Genomic DNA, 17,695 nt, shown 5'->3' on the forward strand with positions numbered 1-17,695 from the left:
GGGATAGTATTGAGCGATGATAAACTCCATCCAAGTGTAAGAGAGTTCAAGGCCTTCATGAATAGACACCCAAAACTGGTGGAGGAAGTGAGGAAAAGCGGAAGAAGCTGGCAGGAGTATTACGAAAAGTGGGTACTGCTTGGAGAAGACGATTCATTTTGGGAGAAGTACAAGAAGCAAAATGGAAATGGAAAATCACGGAGTAAAGGCGGGGGACAGAAAGAGTTGCTTAATCAGCTGGTTAAACTTTCAGAGAGTATTGATCTGGATAAAGTGCAGTCGCAGGTTGGAAATTTAAACAGTGCTATTACTACCGTACAGGAGCTTTTAGGCCAATTCCAGTCTGACAAACCACAACAGACATTCAGGAGACCGTATCATCAAGATAACTGGTTCAAGGATTAGAGGTGATAGTATGCATCAAACCACGTACAGATATCTTACCAAACACCCGGAATTAATCAATTTTGTGCGTCACAATCCTGAATGGTACCGCTATTTGTCCAGAGATCCAGGCAGGATAGTTGAGATAGGAAAAGAGGCAAAGAAGTTTTATGGAAAAACTATTCCGCAGCAGGCAGAGAAGTTAAGCGGGAAAATTCAGATGGTCAGTATGCTGCTTCAAGTTGCCGGGTCGATGAAAGATTAAGTACAATAACATTTTCATACCCTGAATTAAATGATAAAATATAATTGGGGGTGAAATAATGATAGGAACAATGGAATATGCAGACATACTTGACCATTCAGAATTAGTCAGTCGGATGGTTTTAAAGTCGGACATAATGGAGAGTTACCAAAAGTCCTTAAGGGCATTAAATGAAGATGAAGAAGCTCAACGGCTTATAATGGCGTTTAAAGATATAAAGGTTCACTACGAGGATGTTCAGCGCTTTGGACGCTACCACCCGGATTACAGCGATATTATGAAAAAGGTTCGTGCAGCTAAGCGTGAAATGGACATGAATGATAAGGTTGCCGCATTTAAAATTGCTGAGCGCAACCTTCAGAAGTTATTGGATGAGATTAGTGAATATGTGGCTAAAAGTGTCAGTGATGATATTAAGGCCCCTAAAGATGGTGCAGCGTTAACAGATGGCGGCTGTGGCTGCGGAAGTGGTAGCAGTGGATGCGGCTGTAAGGCTTCCTAAATATATTGAAGAATGCGGCATATTCTGATAAACTTATCAGAAACATGATGTTAGAGAGGATATGCCGATGAGAACGAAACGTCAAGGCCTGATTGTCTGGTTTCAACATATGAAAAATCTAAAACAGATTAAGCGACATGGGCATTTGCTCTATGCGTCCCGCGAACTCAAGTATGCAGTTATATATGTGAACCAGGAAGATTTGGAAAGCATTGAAACTAAATTGCTGAAGCTTTCGTTTGTGACGAAAGTGGATCGATCTTATAAACCGTTTATTCGGACTGATTTTGAAAATGCCAAGCCCGATAAGGCAAAACAGTACGATTATAAAATGGGAATTTAACCTTTATGGATGCATTGCCACCATAAAGGTTTTATTTTTAGCGCTTTAGTTGGTGAGTAAGTTTATTCAGTGATAAAATTTGTTGAGAAGACTGCGGTGGAGAGAAATTTTGTCCTGTCTAATAACGTCTGCAGAACATAAAAAAACCTGCAGAAATAACTCTGCAGGTCCCTTTGTTTTCCTGTTAGAAAACAAAAAGGCAAAGGGAGAGGAGAAACCGGAGGAAGAACTTATGGGGAAGTGTAAGTCTTCTCCGTGTTCTGAAACAACCAACTAAGCTGTCTCATAATTGTATTATGGACGGGTGGAAAAATTATATACATATTTTTACTGTATTTTTCTTAGATACTTGCGCTTTTTTTCCTGAAAGATTAATATGTGTTATTGAGGTGGTTACATGCGGGTTATAGCGGGGGTACATAAAGGCAGGCAATTGAAAGCGGTGCCAGGTAAATCAACCAGGCCAACCACAGATAAAGTGAAAGAAGCAGTTTTTCAGATTCTTGGTCCTTTTTTTGACGGGGGTGCCTGTCTGGATCTTTTTGCAGGGAGCGGCTCCCTTGGTATTGAGGCACTCAGCAGAGGGATGGAAAATGGAGTTTTTGTTGATAAGCATCCCAAAGCGATACATACTATTTATGATAACCTTAAAACATTAAGGCTTGATAAAAATGCAGAAGTTTTTCGTGCTGAAGCATTTCGGGCGCTCGGAGCAGCAGCAAAACGAAGTCTCCAGTTTGACTTGATTTTGCTTGACCCTCCATATGGTAAGGTAAGCTATGAAAAACTTATTCATGAGATTCACAAGCTCCAACTTCTGAAGAACAACGGTATATTGTACTGTGAACACGACCCAGCAGAGAAACTACCTGATGAAGACGAAAATTTTTCTATTGTAAAGAAAGAAGATTATGGAGGAACTATTGGCATCACTATTTATCGAAAGAACCAGAGGGGGAATAGTTAATGACCAGGCGAGCAATTTGTCCAGGGAGCTTTGATCCGGTAACATTCGGGCACTTGGATATTATCCAGCGGGGTGCGAAAATCTTTGATGAAGTGATTGTTGCAGTGTTTAACAACCAGTCGAAATCCCCATTATTTACTGTGGAAGAGAGGTTGGAACTGCTGCGTGAAACCACTAAACATCTACCGAATGTGTCAGTGGACGACAGTAAAGGGCTGCTGATTGATTATGCAAGACAGCAGAAAGCAAGTGCTATACTTCGCGGCTTACGCGCTGTCAGTGACTTCGAATATGAAATGCAAATCACTTCGATGAACAGAAAACTTGATGAAGATATCGAAACATTTTTCATGATGACAAATAATCAATATTCCTTCCTAAGCTCCAGTATTGTAAAAGAAGTGGCCAAATATAAGGCTAACGTATCCGACCTAGTTCCGGATACGGTTGAAAGAGCTTTAAATGAAAAGTTCAGTTGAAAAAATGCTGTTCCATCAAAATGGGACAGCATTTTTTAGTTTATTCTGTGGATTATCCCCGGGTATAATGGCGACGAAGCAGGATAAAAACTCCGAGCAACAGAAACAGGAGGGTAACTAGTGGCCCGAATTCCTTCAATTGATAAAGGATATATACCCACGGTTCTGCCTGTGCTCCGCCTGAAACCGGCACCCCGTTGAAATTGAATGTTGTCCGGTTGAGATAAAGTGGTTTATACAGGATGACAGTAAGTAGACCTGCAATGATTCCGTGCAAAATACGGGCAAAGAAATAAGGCGCGAAACGGATGTCAGTTGGTGCTATAATGCTTGCGACCTGAGCCTGAATTGAAAAGCCGTTGAAGCCAAGGATAAAGCTGACAATAACCATTTTTGCGAGCAGACTGCTTGTTTCTGTCTGGGACACAGCTTTTGCACCTTGAGTAATTTCGAATAAACCGGAAAAAAGCGGCATCGCCAGATCGGCTGGCAGTCCGATTATTTGTAAAATAATTTTTATCCCCGCTGCAAAGAGAGGTGAGACACCAATTATAAACAGCAGCTTTGTGATTACTGAAAACAAAATGATAAATCCGCCAACCATTACCAGGGTTTGAATCGAGTTTAATATCGCATCACCGACAACTTTCCCGAACGGCCTGGTATCATTCATCCTTGCCCGGTGCATTTCCCGGAAGGCCTGAATAATGGAAGTTTTTTCTCGAGTTGTTTTTTCTACGTCCTTTTCCTGCCTTGTCCCATGGAACCGCATGCATATCCCTACAATTGCATTCCCGATATAATGGGAGGACGCAAGCAACATACCCAGTTTCACATCGTAAAAGAATCCTACCGATACAGCACCGAAAATAAAGAGAGGGCTTGAGGCGTTTGTGAAGGATACTAGGCGTTCTGCCTCAATCTGAGTAATTTGGTCATCCTCCCGCAGACGAGTAGATATTTTTGCGCCTGTCGGATAACCACTTGCCATTCCCATCGCCCATGCAAAACTTCCTGATCCGGGCACATTGAATAATGGACGCATAATCGGTTCAAAAAGGACACCTATAAATTTGACGACTCCGAATCCGATCAGCAGCTCGGCAGTTATAAAAAAAGGCAGTAATGAAGGGAATACAATTTCCCACCACATAGTAAGGCCACGGATACTAGCTTCAAACGATTGATCGGGATATTTTATTAGACAGAAAGCAATGAATACGGTGACACCTGAAAGCAGGATTGTTTTAAATTTCTGGATCAATATGAAGCCCCCTAGAGTATGAGCTAACTCTGTACTTCTATTTTTAATCGTAGTAGAATGAGTCTAGCCTGTGTTAATCGATAAGGTGTACAAAATGTACAAGTCTATATCAATATACGCACATACATCATGTAATTATGCCATACACTTTTTAATACTCAGAGAGAAGATGGCTCCCAGGCTGAAAGGGGATTTACGATGCAATTTAACAAAAAACATATACTATCATTATTAATTGTTGTCGCTTTGGCATTTTTCCTGTCAACATACCAGCTTCCATACTATATATATAAACCCGGAGGAGCTGACCCCCTTAACCCGATTGTCGAAGTACAGGGCGGCTATGAAAGTGAAGGAGATATGCACCTTGTGACTATTAGGGGTGGACAGGCGACACCTATCCAATATGTTCTCGCGAAAGCTATGCCTCATCAGGAAGTTCTGCCTCTTCGTGAAGTCAGGCAGGAAGGCGTATCAGAGAGCGAGTATTTTCATGCCCAACTGCAGATGATGGAAAGTTCACAGGAGGCAGCTAAAGTAGTTGCATACAAAGAAGCGGGAGAGGACATTAAAATTAATTATAATGGTGTCTATGTTGTTGCTGTGGTTGAAGGAATGCCTGCGGATGGAGAGTTAAAGGCTGGTGACCGGATTACAGGTATTAATGGTCAAGAGATAAAAGAGTCTAAAAATCTTATTCAGTTTGTGGAAGATAAACAGGCAGGAGACACAATTGCCCTGGAAGTTATGCGGGATGGTGAGCGGCTTACCAGAGAAATAACACTTGAACGGTTTGAAGAACTCGAAAATAAGGTAGGGATTGGCATTCGGCTGGTAACGGACAGAGAAGTAAGCGTTAAGCCGGAGGTGAAGTTCTCCAGTGGTAATATAGGCGGCCCAAGTGCCGGGCTAATGTTTTCGCTCGAGATCTATGACCAGCTGACAGAAGGTGACCTGACAAATGGTCAGGAGATTTGCGGAACAGGAGAAATCGATTATGACGGAAACGTATCCCGTATTGGTGGGATAGATAAAAAAGTTGTTGCGGCTGATGATGAAGGATGCAATATTTTCTTAGCTCCTAATGAAGATGGTGCAAAAGGGTCCAATTATGAAGTGGCTAAAAAGACCGTTGAAGAAATTGGATCGAACATGAAAGTGGTTCCGGTTGATACCTTTGACGAGGCAATTGAATATCTTCAGGGTATGGATGGCTAAAATAATAGAAACAGCGTGGCGCATGTTCGCCACGCTGTTTATTTTTCGATGATGATTGGAGGCTGAAGCTCCTGCCTGTGAAAAAGATTTCTTTTTTTCGGTGGCAGTATACTGTAATAAGCATTGGAAGCTCGCTCCTCAAGATGGAGCATGGAATCCATGGAACGGTTCAATCCGGAAATCAGCGGTACGTCCATTTGTTTCTTTTGTTTGTTTAAATAAGCTTGTCCTATTTTGGTCATACCTAGAAGCCGTACATATGGGACATGTGATATGTCTTTCGCATACATTACATCATTTTTGGTGGTATTGGTAAGGATATGAACAAAGGTGCGCTGTAATCGAGTCCAAGTGTAGCGCTTGGTCTTGAGTTTTTCCATCCACTCCTGAAATGTAGTCGCTTCCCGGGCAGTTTTCCGGATACGATGCTCCAATCCCTCGTCTACACCATGAATGGATGCTAACACATCTGCGGGCATAGTGAGTACCCTATATTGCAACAGGTCAAAATAGTATTCCCATGTATGCCAGGTAGATGCTGAGGTACGATATGTATTCAACTGGTGTATCGTTTCTTCGGGTAAAGCAGATTTTATCTCATCCGTTAGAGTTCCGGCAGCAAACAGTTTTTTCCGTATACTCGTGGCACTTGCAATCGACCCTGTAATGTCCTGGTCATGGTAGCCACTCTTAGTTCGTTTGATGGTTAATGGGTTGATCGGTAACTTATAGTCCAGGATCGTTTTAACGTAGCTGAATCCCAAAATGTTGTTCGGTTTTGACAAATCCATGTCAGCAGAAGTTAATCCGATTTTCTGATATGCATCCTTGCTTGCTTCAGGAAAAGATATACCCTCATCAAGATTGTTATGTAACGTTTCTTTATATATAATTTCTTTATCCCTGAATGTTTGGCAACTTCTGGTAAAATGGGAAATTTCTCCCGATTCGCTCCCAAAGCAAATCGATGAGACACCAATCCTGTTTAAAGTAAGAACCGAGCCTTTGGCAAACATATCACTGCTCTGAACTGCGTATGGGTACGGCAGTTCAACCACAATGTCTATTCCGGTCGCAAGTGCCGCTTTTGTACGATGAAACTTATCAATTATGGCTGGTTCGCCCCGCTGCAGAAAGGATCCGCTCATTACGGCAATCATACAGTCGGCACCCGATACTTTCTTTGCTTGCTGTAGATGGTAAACATGTCCATTATGAAATGGGTTGTACTCCACAATGAGACCACAGGCATCCATACATTCCACTCCCAGTAATTTAATGTAATAAGTGTAGCAGAAAACGCTTTCCGCTGCATTATTCAATTTTAAGGTTACGTACAATTCTAACGGGAATAATACCTATAAAGATGAAGAAGTTTCGATATTTTTTTACTGTAAAGAAAAAATGTTGACAAAACCTTATTTTCCTTTTAAAATAACTCTTGTTGCCTTGAGGTGATTATAATGAAATTTACGTTAGGTGAAATCAGAAAAAGAGCCTATCACGAACCATACAAGTTCGATGGTCAGGCGGATGTATCTGAGCTGGAAACCATGAATAATGATATTCGGGAAATTGGCTCAGTTCATGTACATGGTACAGCGAATGATCAGGGAGATGAAATCATATTTAACTTTACTATAAATGGTAAAATGATTTTGCCATGTGCCCGAACATTGGTTGATGTGCCGTATCCGTTTGAAATAGAAGCGGTTGAAGTGTTTTCCACTTCCCCATATGCGGGTGACGAGGATGATGAAGACGAAATTCATCCAATCAACGGAGAAGTACTTGACTTAACCCCGTATATAAAGGAAAATATTATATTGGAAGTTCCTTTTCGTGTTTTCTCCGATGATGAGAATGCGACAAGCCAGGCACCTTTTGAAGGTAATGGCTGGGAATTTGTCACAGAAGAAAAAAATGAAAAAAAGATTGACCCCCGTTTGAAAAAACTGGAGTCTTTACTTGATGATAAGAAAGAGAAATAAGAATGTAGATTCTGTTTTTGCTTTCGTATTTGAAGGAGGTGTAAGTCATGGCAGTACCAAAAAGAAGAACATCCAAAAAGGTTAAAAATCAACGTCGTACCCATAAAAAGCTTCACGTACCTGGCATGGTAGAATGCTCAAACTGTGGTGAACTGACAAAGCCACATCACGTTTGCAAATCATGCGGGCATTATGATGGAAAAGAAGTTGTAAACAATTAATCGTAATAATACTTTCAGTAAACAGATCACTCATTGAAGTGGTCTGTTTTTTTAATCTAAAAAATCCGTATGGTATTATAAATAATAGGTAGAAAACAGGGTAAAGAGGGGTAATTATGACGGATACAGTTGAATACAGTAGAAATAAAGCTGGGTACGGAAAAATCACAATTAACCGTCCTGAAAAGCGAAATGCCATTTCACAGGAAATGACTTCAGCGTTCAAAGATGCATTGAATCAGGCAAAACAGGATTCGATCAATTTCCTTATTATAACTGGGGCAGGCGAACGGATGTTTTGCGCAGGTGGGGATTTAAAGCATCTCCATGGGAGTTTAAGCCCTGATGAGGCATTCCAAAGTCTATATCCAATGAAAGAAGTACTTTATGATATTGTTTCATTTCCTGTCCCAACCTTGTGTCTGCTTAATGGGGATGCACTGGGAGGGGGCTGTGAAATTGCAACCGCATGTGACATCCGAATCGCGCGGGAAGGAACTAAGTTTGGTTTTGTTCAGTCAAATATAGGGATTTTGCCCGGTTGGGGAGGTGGCAGCCTACTATATGAAAAGGTTCATACCAGTTTTGCATTACAATGGTTGATGGAAGGGAAAGTTTATGAGGCACCATTTCTAGAAAGTAAAGGGTGGTTACATAGAATAGTATCTGAGCAAGAATGGGATGACCAGGAAAAAATACTGGAACCATATACCTCTAAGTCTCTTCACCAGATGCAAATCCTAAAGAATCAATATAAAAAGAAACTGACAACTATCGGATTTTCTGCGCTGATGGATGAAGACGTCAGAAATTGTGCATCACTCTGGGATTCACCTGCCCATAAAAAGGCTGTAGAGGATTTTTTAAGCCGCTCAAAAAGATAGATTAGCATGTTTTGCCGAAATAATTTATCGCATATTTATTCTATCACTCCTATCTTTTGCATACATTGATAGCAAAAGTGTAAGGAGGGATGTTATGAATGCAACACGTCAGGATGCTTGGACAAAAGACGAAGATATTATTCTAGCAGAAACTGTTTTACGGTATATCCGGGAAGGCAAAACACAGCTTGAAGCGTTTAAAGATGTCGCAGAACAGCTATCAAGAACTTCGGCTGCCTGTGGTTTTCGCTGGAATGCCTCCATTCGTAAGCAATACCAGGAGGCAATTGAGCTTGCCAAGGAGGAACGTAAACAAGGAGGGCGGCAAAAACTGGCAGGTCAAAGTGAGCCGGAAACCGTGGAAGAAAGTGACCCAATAGATACCGCCATCCAGTTGCTTGAGAAAATGAAAAAGACCTCATCAGGAAAAGGGCTTTTATTTCCGCTCAATGAAATAGAAGAAGTAAAACAGTTAAAGCAGGAAAATGAGGAACTGATCGCAAAGTTGGACCGCTATGAAGCAGCATGGAAGGAAATGGGGAAACTCTGGGACTGGGTAAAAGGCTAAAGGACATTGTACTATATATAATACTTAAAAAAGACATGAATGAAGTAATGTACCCATTCATGTCTTAATCTTTATATTCCTGTTTCGTAAAGTAGTAGTTGGGCTTGTTGTCCAATTTACTAACAAAACCTAGCTTCAACAAGCGATCCGGGTGTTTCAGCTTCTGTTGTTACTATACTTCTTTTTCTGTTACTCCTTCTGGCATCCAGATAAGCGGATTGTTTCCAAGGTCTCTCTCCATATCGTACTTTGCTTTTTGGAATCCCATCTTTTCCCAGAAACTGTGTGAATTGATTCTTGGATTAGTCTTAATTGGAAGATTATAGCTTTTTGCAAAGTCAACTAAGGCTTTTCCGTATCCTTGATCCCTGTAAGCGGGCAGGACTTCGAGTTTCCATAACTCCAGGTAATCCTGTGGTGGCTCAAAGAATTTGTCATACTTGGCTTTCACCGTGTAAAGACTCATACGTGCAACAAGGTTGTTGCCAAAATAAATACCGTAAAAAGGTGATTCACTGTCATTTTCCACAATATTATTCTGTAAATCCTCTAGCATGGATAGCTCTTGATTTCCGTATTCTTTGAAATACTTGAATTTCTCCAGTGTTTTATAATTGATTAGCAGCTTCTCTACTTTAGGTGTGGTCATTGTTGTTTGCCCCCTTAACATCAGAAGTATTTGGTTTTTCCCTATAATTATTATAATATAAAAATATTCAGATTGAAATGACAGAAACTGAGAATTACATAATTCATATAAAATAACCACTTTTTGTAGGGGTTCTTGCTGCTTAAATAAAAGATTACAGCTTTTATCCAACTATAAACTGCGACATAACAGCGAAGCTTCGCTCCGGAAATACACTTCGCTAACATGGCGTCTGATTGGAACGTAGGGCAGTCGACTCCTGGGGGAACAGCACGTGTCTGAAGACACCGCAGCGGTGGGTTTCCGCGAGGAGGCTGAAGCCGTACCCGGCGGCAAAGGAAACACTGTGAAAGCTTTAGCTTGAACAGATGTTGGAATTGCACCCGGAGTGGGATAAGCGACTGCCTGAAGCGGAAATCAACATAGCTAGATACTTCGCAGTTTATCTCAACAGAGAGGTAATGGAAAGAAAATATACTTAAAGAGCTGGATATAGAATACATAGAATCTAAAAAGAAGAGAAGGTCGAAAGCTATGAAGATTGGCATTATTGGTGGGGGATCAATTGGATTGTTGCTTGGAAGCTATTTGGCTGATAAGCATGACGTAACGATTTACATACGACGGGAAGAACAGTTAAATGCTTTGCAAGCTCATGGTATTATTCGGAGCAATGCGACTAGCAACTTCCATGTCGAATCAGCATTTCTAAACGAATTAAGTGATGAAGAGCTTCTGATAGTTTGTGTAAAGCAGCCGCACCTTTCGGCTGTCGCTAAGAATATTCGCAAGCTCAACACTAAGGGAACATTGGTTTTTCTGCAAAATGGTATGGGGCACGTCCCAGAGCTTCAGCAATTTTCCCAGCCGGTTTTACTTGGGGTTGTTGAACATGGTGCTTACAAGGAGAATGAGTATACAGTCAAACATACAGGTAAAGGCAAAATCAGGCTGGCAGCGTATAAAGCTGATGAAAACCTTCTTAACACGATTGTCACTCAGCTTTCCTTTCCAGATTTTCCAGTTGAACTTGTTAAGGACTGGGAGAGGCTTTTAAGTGAAAAGTTGGTTATTAATGCGGTAATCAATCCACTTACAGCTATTTTTGATATTAAAAATGGGGAAGTAATGACAAACTTTCATATACGAAATCTGGCTTTCCAATTATGTGAGGAAGCCTCCCAAGTTCTGGGGCTCAATCATGAAGAACAATGGATAAAAATTGGGAAAGTTGCCCATAACACCCGTGATAATATTTCTTCCATGCGAAAGGACTTAATAGAAAACAGACAGACCGAGATAGAGGCAATAAGCGGATATCTGCTCAGCGGGAAATTATACTCCATACCATACACATCTTTTGCTTATCATAGCATCAAGGCCATGGAAGAAAAGAAAGGGATTATGAAACAAAGATGATGAATTTAGTTAGCTATTTGATCGGTTTTATCCTTACCGCTCCAGTCATTGTAACGCTTTTGGTCTATTTCGCTGCCGGTAAACTATCAAAGAGCAGGTGGAGAGCTGTTCACAAGGCTGTAAATTGGACAACAGGTTTATATATAATATCGGTCTGTATCTTGCTTGAAGTGGTATTTAACAATTCTTATGTGGGAATCGTAATGGTGCTACTGCTTGGGACATTGGCGGCGATTGTAATCCTACAGTGGAAGATGTATACAGAGGTTATTTTCAAGAATGTATTTAAAATTTTCTGGCGGTTTAGCTTTCTTTTATTTGCTTTTCTTTATATATTCTTGGTGTTCTATGGAATAACTGAACAGCTATTTTTCATATAGCTGGTTACCGGAAACAGATTAAATGAAATTGATTATGGTTTTATGTACAATACGTAATGGAGAGATGTCATTACGTAAAGGAGCATGTAATCGATGCGGATCGACTCAATTAAACTGGACAATCAAAATGTATTAATAAATGATTATCGTAATAACCGGGAAAGTATCATGGAACACTTTGATTATGCTCCGTATTCTCAGTCTACATATGAAGATCGGGCCAGTGAGCTTAAATCCAGGAATTTTGGACGCGAGGAGCTTGTAGAGGTTCTTATTAAATTAAATAAACAATGGGATGCCCCTGATTCTACATATTTAAATATTGAGCGGCTTGAAAAGGATAATAGCATGGTGGTGATCGGCGGGCAACAAGCAGGATTACTTACGGGACCTATGTATACAATAAATAAAATAATTTCGATAATCCAATTTGCGAAAGAGCAGGAAGAAAAGCTAAACACCCCTGTTATTCCTGTTTTCTGGATAGCCGGAGAAGACCATGACTTTGATGAGGTTAATCATATTTTCCTTCCAGAAAAGGAATCAATGAAGAAATATAAATTGTTACAACGTGTGAAGGATAAGCAGCCTTTGTCAGATATTCCTGTTGATGAAACATATGCAAAACAGTGGGTCGACAGTTTGTTTGAACAGTTAAATGAAAGTCAATATACAAAGGATCTTTACCAGACAATTAAGAACTGCTTGAGTTTGTCTGATACTTACGTAGACTTCTTTGCCCGATTATTATTGAAACTGTTTAAAGATGAAGGGCTGGTATTGTTTGATTCTGGTAGTCCTGAAGCACGAAAAATCGAGAGTAACCATTTTCTTGGCTTAATAGAGAATCAGCACAGTATTTCACAAGGTGTATATACAACGCTACAGCAGGTGAAGCAAAAGGGTTATTCTGTTTCCCTTGAGGTTGATTATAATGATGGTCATTTGTTTTACCATAAGAATAAGGAACGTATTCTGCTGGTCCGTAATGAAGATGGAAGTTGGGCTGGTAAGCAAAATGAAGTTTTATTAAGTGAACAGGAGCTTACAGAAATTGCTAAAAGTAAACCAGAATTGCTTAGTAACAATGTGGTAACAAGACCTGTTATGCAGGATCTTCTTTTTCCCACGCTCGCATTTATTGGAGGGCCGGGAGAAGTAGGATACTGGTCAGCATTAAAGCCGGCGTTCCATACAGCCGGTATAAAAATGCCCCCGGTTATTCCTAGACTCTCGTTTACTTTTGTTGACCGAAATGCAGATAAAATACTTAACAGATTTGCGATTGACCCAAAAAGTGCGGTAAGTATTGGGGTAGACCAGCTGAAATCCAACTGGCTGGCAGCGCAGAATGATCCACCGGTTGAGCAAATTGCAAATGAAATAAAGTCGACTGTGGACAAGGTACATGAGCCTCTGCGGGATGTTGCGAGAAATATTCGTGCCGACCTAGGAGAATTAGCTGATAGGAATTTATATTATCTCCATTGTGATATTGAGTATTTGGAAGACAGAATACAAAAGGCAATAAAAGAAAAATACCGAAAAGAACTGGCTGAATATAACCTGGTGGGGATCACCCTGCGTCCTAATAACGGACTTCAGGAGCGCGTATGGAACCCTCTGATTTGGATCAACGAATATGGTGCTGATTTTATCAGGGAACTCGTGAATTCTCCCTGTTCATTTAAAGAGGACCACTACGTTGTATATTTCTAGGTCAAACCCATCCACCACTCCCCACTTTATTCATTTTTTAGGTGGAATGGGTGTAATATTAAAAGAAAAACACTGTCGCACATTGATGTGACAGTGTTTTTTTGTGTTTCCTACATAGGTAAAAAAACACCGATAATATGTCCGGTTTATAAATAAATAGCCTCATTTTTTAATTTGCTATAAAAAATTTAAAAATTAAGTGGTGAATGGTGGGGGAATGTGGTAATATGTGAATATGAAAGTGGGGCGAACTATATGTTCATGGGTGAATTCCAGCACAATATAGATTCTAAAGGCAGAATCATTGTCCCTGCGAAATTCCGTGAGGGGCTTGGAGAAGCCTTCGTGGTAACCCGTGGACTGGATAAATGTTTGTTCGCTTATCCGATGGATGAATGGAAAACTCTTGAGGAAAAGCTGAAGAAACTCCCACTCACTAAGAAAGATGCACGTGCGTTTACACGGTTCTTTTTCTCCGGTGCGGTTGAATGCGAAGTGGACAAACAGGGAAGGATAAATATTCCTCAGCCACTGCGCAACTATGCATCACTCGATAAAGAATGCGTGGTAATCGGTGTATCAAACCGGATTGAATTCTGGGCTAACGAAAACTGGGAAGACTATTTCACAGATTCTGAGGAATCATTTGGTGAAATAGCTGAAAATCTAATGGACTTTGATATTTAACATTAATGAGTAACAGCAGGGAAAACTGGTCATACAGGGGGATACAGATTTTCCAGAAGTAGGTGTATTAATGTTTGACCACTATAGTGTATTAAAAGAAGAAACGCTCGAGGGATTGGCGATTAAGCCTGACGGTACATATGTTGATTGTACAGTTGGTGGGGGCGGACACTCAGAACAGATTGCTTCCCAATTGGGAAACAACGGATTACTGATTGCCTTCGACCAGGATAAGGATGCCCTTGAAGCAGCTAAAAAGAGGCTAGAAAAGTACCATGACCGAATTGTTTTTATTCATTCAAACTTCAGGAACCTGGAGGAAGAACTGACAAAACGGAACTATACCAATATTGATGGAATTCTTTTTGACCTAGGAGTGTCTTCACCGCAACTCGACCGTGGAGACAGGGGATTCAGCTATCAGCATGATGCAAAACTTGATATGCGGATGAATCAAGATCAAGAGCTTACAGCATATGAAATAGTCAATGCATGGTCGTACAACCAGCTCGTCCGTATTTTCTTTAAATACGGTGAAGAGAAGTTTTCCAAACAGATAGCGAGAAAGATAGAGGCTGTCAGGGAGGAAACTACAATCGAAACGACTCATCAGCTTGTCGAAATTATTAAAGATGCAATACCAGCACCAGCCAGAAGAAAAGGCGGTCATCCGGCTAAACGTATTTTCCAGGCGTTGCGGATAGCAGTTAATGATGAGCTGGAAGCCTTTAATGACGCCCTCCATCAGGCTGCACGTATGGTCGATGTAGGTGGGCGAGTTGTAGTTATTACCTTTCATTCCTTGGAGGACAGGCTTTGTAAACAAGCGTTTAAGAAGTGGAGTACAGCAAAGCAGGTTCCAAAAAACCTGCCGGTAATACCAGATGATCATAAAGCACCATTTAAATTGATAAACAGAAAACCGATAGTGGCAACAACTGACGAACTTGATGTCAATCGGAGGTCACGGTCCGCCAAGTTACGGGTGGCTGAAAAAACAGAGAAATGGAATGAAGAATTCAGATACGAGGAAGGGTGGAAAAAATAAATGAGTGTAAATCATGCGCGGAAATGGGAACAATCATACGCTCCCCAGTCCCCTCAACGGGAAAAGCAGGTTAAGGTCAAAGTTCATAAGAAAAGCTGGATATCAAAAGGCGAAAAAGTATTGTACTCTGTTATTGGTTTATGTCTGATAGCGGCATGTATTTATGTTGTTTCTTACTCTTCAACAAGCGATACGCTGAATCGCAAGCTGCAGTCACTTGAGCAGACAGTACAGCAGCAGGAAGTAAAAAATGAAAACCTCGTATATGAGAAAAAACAATTAAGCAGACCTGAGCGGATTACACGGATTGCTAAAGAAAACGGACTGGAAATTCAAAGTACGGAAGTGAAACAGGCTACAGCATTTAACCAATAAAATAAGGTGGATATGTCATGAAGAAAAATAAAACAACTCATTTCATGTCTTGGGTCCTTATTCTTTGCTTTGTTGGGATATTTTTACTTGTAGCCGGAAGGTTCCTGTACATTCAGGCAACGGGGGAAATCGATAACGTTTCACTCGATAAATGGGCCGAGGAAATGCGGACTGCTTCGTACACACTTGAGGCAGAGCGGGGAAAAATATATGATACCAATGGGATGACACTTGCATATAATCGTCCTACGTACCGAGTTCAGGCAATAGTTGACGAATCGTATACGCAGAATCCTGAGGAGCCAATGCATGTAAAAAACCCCGAAAAGACGGCGGAAGTGTTGGCTCCTTTATTAGATGCCGAGAAAAGGTTTTTGCTTGAACGAATAAAAAAAGGCATTGAAAAGGACCTCTTTCAGGTGGAATTCGGAAAGGTTGGAAGGGAACTTTCCCAACAAACAAAGAAAGAAATCGAATCGCTGGATCTGCCAGGCATCACATTTACTGAAGAAGCAATCCGCTATTATCCAAATGGCATGTTTGCTTCCCATATTCTTGGATTTGCACGTAAACAGGAAGGGCAGATTGTTGGACAGACTGGTATCGAAAAGGAAATGAATAAGCTTTTGGGCGGGGAAGATGGCCACATTTCGTATGAGCGAGACAATTACAATACGGAATTGCTAAATCCCAATGAGGTGATTAAGAAGCCCGAAGACGGGGAAGATGTTTACCTGACAATTGATCAGAAAATCCAGACACTGCTGGAAGATACGATGACGGAGATGTTTAAGAAGTATAATCCGGAGCGGATGACCGCCATTGTTATGGATCCCAAAACCGGTGAAGTGGTAGCGATGAGTAACCGGCCAAGTTATAACCCGAACGTCCTGGATAACGTGGAAAATTGGTATAATGATGCAATTTCCACGCCATTTGAACCTGGTTCTACGATGAAGATGTTTACATGGGCAGCAGCTATGGAAGAAGGGGTTTATAAAGGCGATGAGTGGTTCAAATCAGGTAAGTACCGGATAAGCGAAAAAATGCGACCAATTCATGATTGGGACGGTGATTGGGGTTCCATCACCTATGATGAAGGATTTGCACGGTCCTCCAATGTAGCCGCAGCCAAACTCGTCTGGGAGAAAATAGGACCTGAGAAGTTCCTTGATTACCTGAATGCTTTTGATTTTGATGAAAAAACAGGTATTGACCTTCCAGGTGAGGTTGTTGGAGAGATTTTGTATAACTGGCCGATCGAAAAACTGACCACTTCATATGGACAGGGAACGACTACTACGCCGATTCAGCTGATGAAGGCAGCCACAGCAATAGCGAATGACGGAAAAATGATGAAACCGTATGTAATTTCTAAGATTGTGGATTCCTCCACAGGTGATGTCATTAAGAAAAAGTCTCCCGAGGTAGTGGACACGCCAATTTCAGAAGAAACCTCAAAGCAAATGATGGATTTATTAGGTTCAGCTGTATCGGCTGAATATGGTACAGGGGACGACTACGCTTTAGAGGATTATTCTGTTGCCGGAAAGACTGGTACTGCGCAAATACCTGATCCGGATAACCCTGGTTATATGACTGGACATGAAAATTATATATTCTCTTTTCTGGGGATGGCTCCTAAAGATGATCCTGAGCTTATGATGTATGTATCCGTTAAACAACCTGAACTGGAAGGATACACTCCAGGTTCCAAGCCAATCTCATTCGTGTTCAGAAATGTAATGAGTAAAAGCCTGCATTATCTGAGTATTGATCCTGATAAAGAGTCTTCTAAACCTGTCGATTCCGTAACTGTACCGGAACTACTAGGACAGGATGTGAATGCGGTAAAAGGCTCGTTAACTGAAAAAGGTATCAATGTAACGGTAATCGGAAACGGAACTACTGTTCAAAAGGCTAGTGTGGAAAAAGGTGAAAAACTCCTGCCTACTGACAGGGTTATGCTTGTTACCGAAAAACCGGTTATGCCGGATATTACGGGATGGTCCATGCGGGAGGTATTGGAATTGGCCAGCTTACTAGACTTGAAGGTGGAGACTCTCGGAAATGGTTACGCTTTTTCTCAAAGTATAAAAGAGGGTTCACCAGTCAAGAAAAATGATTATCTAGGGGTCGAATTCACGCCGCCCGGGGTAACGCCTGAACAGGAACCACCACCGGAGGAAGGGCAGGAGCAAGACCCTGTTAGTGATGACAATACAACGGAAGAAGATACCGAAACCAGCGAAGATTCGGGATCTGGTTCTGATACAGAAGAACAGACATAGATAATAAGAGGTACAGTTGAATATTAACATGGACAAACAGT

At 41.1% G+C, this 17,695-nt stretch carries 21 protein-coding genes; 18 read left to right on the forward strand and 3 right to left on the reverse strand.

Annotation, left to right across the window (positions count from 1 at the left end; all coding sequences use genetic code 11):
• The first annotated feature begins 9 nt into the window (after positions 1-9).
• The 6 genes from ylbD to coaD all read left to right on the forward strand — a co-directional run bounded on the left by ylbD (position 10) and on the right by coaD (position 2,940).
• Positions 10-405, forward strand: a complete 396-nt coding sequence (gene ylbD / locus ACFO3D_RS02065; protein ID WP_390292932.1) for a YlbD family protein — start codon at positions 10-12, stop codon at positions 403-405.
• A gap of 10 nt (positions 406-415) precedes the next feature.
• Complete coding sequence (locus ACFO3D_RS02070; protein ID WP_390292933.1) at positions 416-649, forward strand: YlbE-like family protein; 234 nt, start codon at positions 416-418, stop codon at positions 647-649.
• A gap of 58 nt (positions 650-707) precedes the next feature.
• Positions 708-1,151: a YlbF/YmcA family competence regulator gene (locus ACFO3D_RS02075; protein ID WP_390292934.1), complete on the forward strand. Its 444-nt coding sequence runs from the start codon at positions 708-710 to the stop codon at positions 1,149-1,151.
• Between the two features lie 67 nt (positions 1,152-1,218).
• Positions 1,219-1,494, forward strand: coding sequence for a YlbG family protein (locus ACFO3D_RS02080; protein ID WP_390292935.1), 276 nt, complete (start codon positions 1,219-1,221; stop codon positions 1,492-1,494).
• A 397-nt stretch (positions 1,495-1,891) separates the two neighbouring features.
• A complete protein-coding gene (rsmD, locus tag ACFO3D_RS02085) occupies positions 1,892-2,461 on the forward strand; it encodes a 16S rRNA (guanine(966)-N(2))-methyltransferase RsmD (RefSeq protein WP_390292936.1) in 570 nt (189 codons plus the stop codon).
• The gene (gene coaD / locus ACFO3D_RS02090; protein WP_390292937.1) at positions 2,461-2,940 is read left to right on the forward strand and encodes a pantetheine-phosphate adenylyltransferase; all 480 of its coding nucleotides are present in this window, start codon (positions 2,461-2,463) and stop codon (positions 2,938-2,940) included. The genes rsmD and coaD overlap by 1 nt, the downstream gene beginning before the upstream one ends.
• 52 nt (positions 2,941-2,992) lie before the next feature.
• Here the strand turns inward: coaD and ylbJ are convergent, their stop codons facing one another.
• Positions 2,993-4,204, reverse strand: a complete 1,212-nt coding sequence (ylbJ, locus tag ACFO3D_RS02095) for a sporulation integral membrane protein YlbJ (RefSeq protein WP_390292938.1) — start codon at positions 4,202-4,204, stop codon at positions 2,993-2,995.
• Positions 4,205-4,402: 198 nt separating this feature from the next.
• Between ylbJ and ACFO3D_RS02100 the strand changes: the two genes are divergently transcribed.
• Complete coding sequence (locus ACFO3D_RS02100; protein ID WP_390292939.1) at positions 4,403-5,422, forward strand: SepM family pheromone-processing serine protease; 1,020 nt, start codon at positions 4,403-4,405, stop codon at positions 5,420-5,422.
• A 38-nt stretch (positions 5,423-5,460) separates the two neighbouring features.
• Here ACFO3D_RS02100 and ACFO3D_RS02105 read toward each other — a convergent pair whose 3' ends face one another.
• A complete protein-coding gene (locus ACFO3D_RS02105) occupies positions 5,461-6,678 on the reverse strand; it encodes a nucleotidyltransferase (RefSeq protein WP_390292940.1) in 1,218 nt (405 codons plus the stop codon).
• Between the two features lie 207 nt (positions 6,679-6,885).
• Here ACFO3D_RS02105 and ACFO3D_RS02110 point away from each other — a divergent pair, with 207 nt between their 5' ends.
• The 4 genes from ACFO3D_RS02110 (at position 6,886) to ACFO3D_RS02125 (ending at position 9,086) form a co-directional block, all read left to right on the forward strand.
• Positions 6,886-7,413 carry a YceD family protein gene (locus ACFO3D_RS02110; protein WP_390292942.1) on the forward strand — a complete coding sequence of 176 codons (528 nt, stop codon included), beginning with the start codon at positions 6,886-6,888 and terminating at the stop codon, positions 7,411-7,413.
• A gap of 47 nt (positions 7,414-7,460) precedes the next feature.
• A complete protein-coding gene (gene rpmF / locus ACFO3D_RS02115; RefSeq protein ID WP_088050071.1) occupies positions 7,461-7,634 on the forward strand; it encodes a 50S ribosomal protein L32 in 174 nt (57 codons plus the stop codon).
• A 116-nt stretch (positions 7,635-7,750) separates the two neighbouring features.
• Positions 7,751-8,518 carry an enoyl-CoA hydratase/isomerase family protein gene (locus tag ACFO3D_RS02120; RefSeq protein WP_390292943.1) on the forward strand — a complete coding sequence of 256 codons (768 nt, stop codon included), beginning with the start codon at positions 7,751-7,753 and terminating at the stop codon, positions 8,516-8,518.
• 94 nt (positions 8,519-8,612) lie between these two features.
• Entirely contained in the window at positions 8,613-9,086 is a 474-nt protein-coding gene (locus ACFO3D_RS02125; protein ID WP_390292944.1) for an RsfA family transcriptional regulator, read from the forward strand.
• A 172-nt stretch (positions 9,087-9,258) separates the two neighbouring features.
• Here ACFO3D_RS02125 and ACFO3D_RS02130 read toward each other — a convergent pair whose 3' ends face one another.
• Entirely contained in the window at positions 9,259-9,735 is a 477-nt protein-coding gene (locus tag ACFO3D_RS02130; protein WP_390292945.1) for an N-acetyltransferase, read from the reverse strand.
• A 534-nt stretch (positions 9,736-10,269) separates the two neighbouring features.
• Here ACFO3D_RS02130 and ACFO3D_RS02135 point away from each other — a divergent pair.
• The 7 genes from ACFO3D_RS02135 to ACFO3D_RS02165 all read left to right on the forward strand — a co-directional run bounded on the left by ACFO3D_RS02135 (position 10,270) and on the right by ACFO3D_RS02165 (position 17,654).
• Positions 10,270-11,154: a 2-dehydropantoate 2-reductase gene (locus ACFO3D_RS02135; RefSeq protein ID WP_390292946.1), complete on the forward strand. Its 885-nt coding sequence runs from the start codon at positions 10,270-10,272 to the stop codon at positions 11,152-11,154.
• A complete protein-coding gene (locus ACFO3D_RS02140; protein ID WP_390292947.1) occupies positions 11,151-11,534 on the forward strand; it encodes a DUF3397 domain-containing protein in 384 nt (127 codons plus the stop codon). The genes ACFO3D_RS02135 and ACFO3D_RS02140 overlap by 4 nt, the downstream gene beginning before the upstream one ends.
• A 93-nt stretch (positions 11,535-11,627) precedes the next feature.
• Positions 11,628-13,253 carry a bacillithiol biosynthesis cysteine-adding enzyme BshC gene (gene bshC, locus ACFO3D_RS02145; RefSeq protein WP_390292948.1) on the forward strand — a complete coding sequence of 542 codons (1,626 nt, stop codon included), beginning with the start codon at positions 11,628-11,630 and terminating at the stop codon, positions 13,251-13,253.
• Between the two features lie 255 nt (positions 13,254-13,508).
• Positions 13,509-13,940 (forward strand): division/cell wall cluster transcriptional repressor MraZ, encoded by a 432-nt coding sequence (gene mraZ, locus ACFO3D_RS02150; protein ID WP_390293399.1) that lies wholly within the window; start codon positions 13,509-13,511, stop codon positions 13,938-13,940.
• A gap of 70 nt (positions 13,941-14,010) precedes the next feature.
• On the forward strand, positions 14,011-14,988 hold the full coding sequence (gene rsmH, locus ACFO3D_RS02155; protein ID WP_390292949.1) for a 16S rRNA (cytosine(1402)-N(4))-methyltransferase RsmH: 978 nt from the start codon (positions 14,011-14,013) through the stop codon (positions 14,986-14,988).
• On the forward strand, positions 14,989-15,363 hold the full coding sequence (gene ftsL / locus ACFO3D_RS02160) for a cell division protein FtsL (protein ID WP_390292950.1): 375 nt from the start codon (positions 14,989-14,991) through the stop codon (positions 15,361-15,363).
• Between the two features lie 17 nt (positions 15,364-15,380).
• The gene (locus tag ACFO3D_RS02165; protein WP_390292951.1) at positions 15,381-17,654 is read left to right on the forward strand and encodes a penicillin-binding protein; all 2,274 of its coding nucleotides are present in this window, start codon (positions 15,381-15,383) and stop codon (positions 17,652-17,654) included.
• The last annotated feature ends 41 nt before the right edge of the window (positions 17,655-17,695 follow it).

Source organism: Virgibacillus kekensis, assembly GCF_042654125.1.
Taxonomy (GTDB): domain Bacteria; phylum Bacillota; class Bacilli; order Bacillales; family Amphibacillaceae; genus Lentibacillus; species Lentibacillus kekensis.